The sequence below is a fragment of the Streptomyces sp. SID1328 genome (assembly GCF_009865595.1).
GTDB lineage: Bacteria > Actinomycetota > Actinomycetes > Streptomycetales > Streptomycetaceae > Streptomyces > Streptomyces griseoluteus.
On sequence record NZ_WWKH01000036.1, the window covers coordinates 1 to 4,533 of the forward strand.

At 67.1% G+C, this 4,533-nt stretch carries 3 protein-coding genes and 1 pseudogene; 1 reads left to right on the forward strand and 3 read right to left on the reverse strand.

Annotated features, from left to right (window positions below):
* A pseudogene (locus tag GT030_RS36085) lies at window positions 1-150 on the reverse strand (IS5/IS1182 family transposase); the annotation flags it as partial.
* A 70-nt stretch (window positions 151-220) separates the two neighbouring features.
* Entirely contained in the window at window positions 221-1,069 is an 849-nt protein-coding gene (locus GT030_RS01280; RefSeq protein WP_346009531.1) for a glycerophosphodiester phosphodiesterase family protein, read from the reverse strand.
* Between the two features lie 1,225 nt (window positions 1,070-2,294).
* Here GT030_RS01280 and GT030_RS01285 point away from each other — a divergent pair.
* Entirely contained in the window at window positions 2,295-4,325 is a 2,031-nt protein-coding gene (locus tag GT030_RS01285; RefSeq protein WP_346009532.1) for a glycosyltransferase, read from the forward strand.
* Here the strand turns inward: GT030_RS01285 and GT030_RS36090 are convergent.
* Window positions 4,289-4,533 (reverse strand): hypothetical protein (locus GT030_RS36090; protein ID WP_237522145.1); only part of this gene is annotated, 245 nt, incomplete at its 5' end. The genes GT030_RS01285 and GT030_RS36090 overlap by 37 nt on opposite strands.

The window sequence follows — 4,533 nt, forward strand, 5'->3', positions numbered from 1 at the left end:
GGCCACGAACACGATCGCTGCCAAACACTCGCGGTCCCCGGCCCGCCGTCGACCACCACCCTGTGGCCGTATGACCACCGTCTCCGGCACCACCCGCCGGAACAACTCCCACAACTCATCCGGCACCAGGCGCTCAGCAAGGCTCGTCATACCAACACAACGACCCCAGCCGCCAAAGGAAACGATGCCTAAGACCGCTGAGGGCGTGATGCTCGGGGTCCTAGTGCGCGGTGCCGTCGGTGTAGCCCGCGTCGGTCAGGCCTTGCTGTACAAGGGCGGGGCGGTTGCTGATGAAGCCATCGGCGCCACCGCGGGCGAACTCGACCGCGCTCTCGGGGTCGTCCACCGTCCAAACGAAAACCTTCAGCCGCTGCCCGTGCGGGCCCTTCAGGGCATGGGCCGCCTTGAAGTACCGAGGGCTCACCTTCAGGTACTTCATGTTGATCTGGTCGGCCACCTTCGCGAATCCCGCCAGGTCCTCCACCGTCGGTTCACGCGACAGCAGGGCAGTGCGCGCCTCGGGGGCATGAGCGCGTACGGTCCGCAGGGTGGCGGTGTCGAACGCCTGGATGACCAGCCGGTCGGTCATCCGGTCGCCCTCGAGCCAGCCCAGCCGGCCGAGTTCCTTCACCGTGTCCTCGGCGAGCCGCGGATAGATCTCCGGCCACTTGATCTCGAGTACCAGCTTCTGGCCGTTGCCGTCGACGCGGCGCATGTACTGCTGAAGGGTCGGTATCTTCTCCCCCGCCCACTGCCGGCCCTTCCAGCCGCCGGCGTCCAGCGTGGATATCTCCGCCCAGGTGAAGTCTCCTACCTTCCACGGCGCACGCGTCGGGAACTTCTCCTCGACATCGGTGGTGCGGTTCAAGGTCTTGTCGTGGATGACCACCAGCGTGCCGTCCTTGGTGCGCTGGACATCGTTCTCCAGCCAGTCGATTCCCTGTGCCCGCGCCGTGTCCACCGCGGCCAGAGTGTTCTCCGGGGCCGCGCGGCTGCCGGCCCTGTGAGCCACAGTCACCACGCCGTCGCGGCTCGTCGCCTCCGTCTCCGTGGACGTCACCAGCAGCACCGCGACCAGGCTCAGGCCCAGTCCTGCCACGCACAGGCAAACGCGCGCGAACATCCACTCTCCTCATGGGTCGACGGCACAGACTTGCACGGCGTGGTCGAGACGGCCGGTAGTGCCAGGAATGAGGAGAGGCTACCTACCACCGCCGAGTCACCCGCGGGCGGCCGGAACTATCGGTCACGCCGAGAGCGGCAGCGCCGTCCTACTCGGCCACAAGGTCAGGCCCGCAGATGTGGCCGCGTCGAAGGAGCGGGCTTGCCCTGGGACGGACATAACAACGCCTGGCCCAACGACGGCCCGCGGACCACGTCCCTTGCCGCCGACTAGCTGCCGCGTCGCCCTCACTCCGAAGCCGCAGCGGGGCCGGGCAATGAGGCAGGTACATCACGAATCGGTGACACCTGCACGCGACTAGCACGCTACGAGTCACAACTGCCGCTTGCGGTTGGCGGCGTTGGCACGTCCTGAGAGGAACATGACCAATCCGTACACCTCGCCGCAGCAGCCTGCACGTCATACAGGTCGTCAAGGCCGTCGAGAAGCCCACGCTCCCATGACAGGCATGCGAAAACGCCCAGCTTCACGCCATACCGCCCCAACAAACCAGAGTTGAGCATTTCTCATTTAATTAACAAAACGTACCCTCTGTGCGTTGGGTCTCGCCTGGCCAGCGAAGCGTTACCTGATCTTCACGTGACGGGCACTGAAAGACCGTGGTACTTTCATGGAATCCGAAGCTTCCTCTTGCCCGCATCAGATTCCGATGTGATATCGACATCGCCTGGATGCTGGCGAGTCAATTGCGCGTATCGGCTCTCCCGTGGAGAGCCCGACAATATCCGGGCCAGCCGTATGGGACATTGCATTAATTCCGTCGCCAAGCAGATGATCGGCCGCGACCCCCTTAGAAGCTATCGCCCGGGTGTAGGTGTTCTCGCGGAGCCGGTGAACAGCGACGCCATCCACCCAGTAGGTGAGGTAGTCGCCGAGGCTGCTGTCGCCGGTGGCGGACCGGCAAGCCACCGTACTGTCGGCCTCTCGGCGAATTTGTCGACTGCCTCACGCGGGTGACGCAGTCAATGCTGGTCAAGTGAACAACTGTCTCTTATCGTTTTAATTCTGACCTGCTGAACCACGCCGAAGGGCGGCGCGGACGGCGGCTGGATGGGAACAAATAGTGAAGATCGCATTCCTGGTTCGCGACCTCTGCCACATGGGGGGTGTGGTGAGTGCCACACAGGCTCTCGCCGGGGCGCTGGCGGAGAAGCACCAGGTGGAAATCGTGGCTCTGCGCAAGGTGCGCGACGAGTCGTACTTCCCCCTCGACCCGCGGGTGTCCGTGCGGGTGCTGAGCGATCTGCGGCCGCACTCGCCGGTCTGCGACCTGGATGATCCGCTGATCGAAAAGTTCCCGCTCATCTACCCGCTCAACGTCGACGCGAAGAAGCCCGTCGTGAGCCGGCTCGCCGAGGTGCGGCTGCTGCAGTACCTCGCCACCACGGACGCCGACGTCGTGGTCAGCTCCAGCCCCCGTAACACGATCATGCTGGCGCAGAGCCGGGGGAGCTATCTGAAGGTGGCCCAGGAGCACTCGATGCCGGCCATCTACCCGGAGGACATCAAGGAGCGGCTCTTCCCGGCCTACCTGTCCCTGGATGCCCTGACTGCGCTCACCCCCGAGGAGGTCGCCGCCCTCGGGGAGCAGGTGCCGGCGGTCCGCGACCGGCTCGCCGTCATGCCCAACTGTGTGCCTTCCGCGCCGGTCCGCTCCCGGGGCGCCAACAAGCTCGTCATTTCCGCCGGTCACCTCACCGACAACAAGAACCACGCACTCCTGGTCGAGGCCTTCGCCCAGGTCCACGCCCAGGCCCCGGACTGGACACTCCGCATCTACGGACACGGGGCCGAAAAGTCCCGGCTGCGGGCCCGCATCCACGAGTTGGGGCTCTCCCACAGCATCCTGCTGATGGGTCAGGTCGCCCCTGTCACACCCGAGTTCGGCAAGGGTTCGATCTTCGTGCTGCCCTCCCAGCGGGAGGCGTTCGGCAACGTCGTCCCGGAGGCTATGGCAGCCGGGCTGCCCGTCGTCAGCACCGACGCCGACCATGGGCCGCGCAACATCCTTACCGACGGCGAGGACGGCCTGATCGTTCCGTGTGATGACGCGGGCGCGATGGCCGAGGCGATCCTGCGGCTGGTGCGGGACGACGGGCTGCGCCGGACGATGTCCGAGAACGCTGTCCGCAACGCCGAGCGGTTCCACGAGACGGGCAGCCGAGAGCGGTTCGAGGCCATCCTGGAGCTGGCGTTCGCCCGCAAGGCGCTGCCCCGGCACGCCACCGCCCGCGTCGACACCCAGGGCAATCTGTACATCGAGGTGGGCCCGCTCCCCCTGGACGCCCACGGCGCCGACCTGGTGCTGCGCAAGGACGGCGGCAAGAACGTCGTGGAGCACCGGTTCGCACTGTCGGCCGACGGTCAGGCCCTGGTCCCCTGGGACACGGCCCTCCCGCACGGCACCTGGGACGCCTTCCTCGCCACCCCCTCCGGCGCCGAGGTGCCGCTCAGTACCGACGGCTACGGCTGCGACACCCAGGACCTGCTCGCCGTCGAGCTGCCCCGGCCGTACGGCCACGCGCTCGCGCTGCTGCTGCCGTACCGGAACGAGGACGGCCGGCTGCACGTACGCAGCGCGCTGCGCGAGGTCCACGCCGAGGTGGGCGCGGTCCGCGTGGACGAGCGCACCATCGAACTGCGGGCCGACATGTGGGGTACGACGCTGGGCCCGGGCGCGGTAGTGGAAGCCCGGCACCGGCGGAACAAGAAGCGCCAGCTGACCTTCCCCGTCGAGAAAACCGGGGAAGGCACACTCACAACGGTGATCGACTGCCGGATTCTGGCGAACGAGCACACCGACGCCGAGGGCAAGGACGTCATCTGGGACTTCTTCGTCCGCCCCGGCGCCGGGGAACCCCGCGTGGCCCTGGCGAAACTGGCCACCGACGTCCTCCAGCCCATCGACGTGTTCACCTTCCCCCGACCCGTGGTGACCACCGTCGACGAGACGCCTGCCCCGACCCACACTGCCGCCGGTCCCAGCCCGCGGCCGTCCATGCTGCGCCTAGGGCTGCGCAAGTCCCAGCCCGCCGAGGCGGTGATCCCTCCCCCGCCGGCCCCCCGCAAGGACACCGAACTGCGGCCGTACTTCACGTCACTGAGTCAGTTCTCGGTGAAAACCGTCCGGCTGCAACCGTAGGGCACGGCGGCGAGGCAAGGCCCAGAAGACGCATCGACGCTGTTGGTCGATTCGGGCCCAGTCGCTTCACCCCGTCGATCTGCTGGCCGGGAGGGCAGGGACAGGAGCAGGCGGGTCGGGTAGCTGAGCACATCGAGTACACCGTGGACCTGCTGCTGGAACGCTCGCACGTCCTGGCCGAACGGGTGGCCGACGGTCGCCTCGGTGT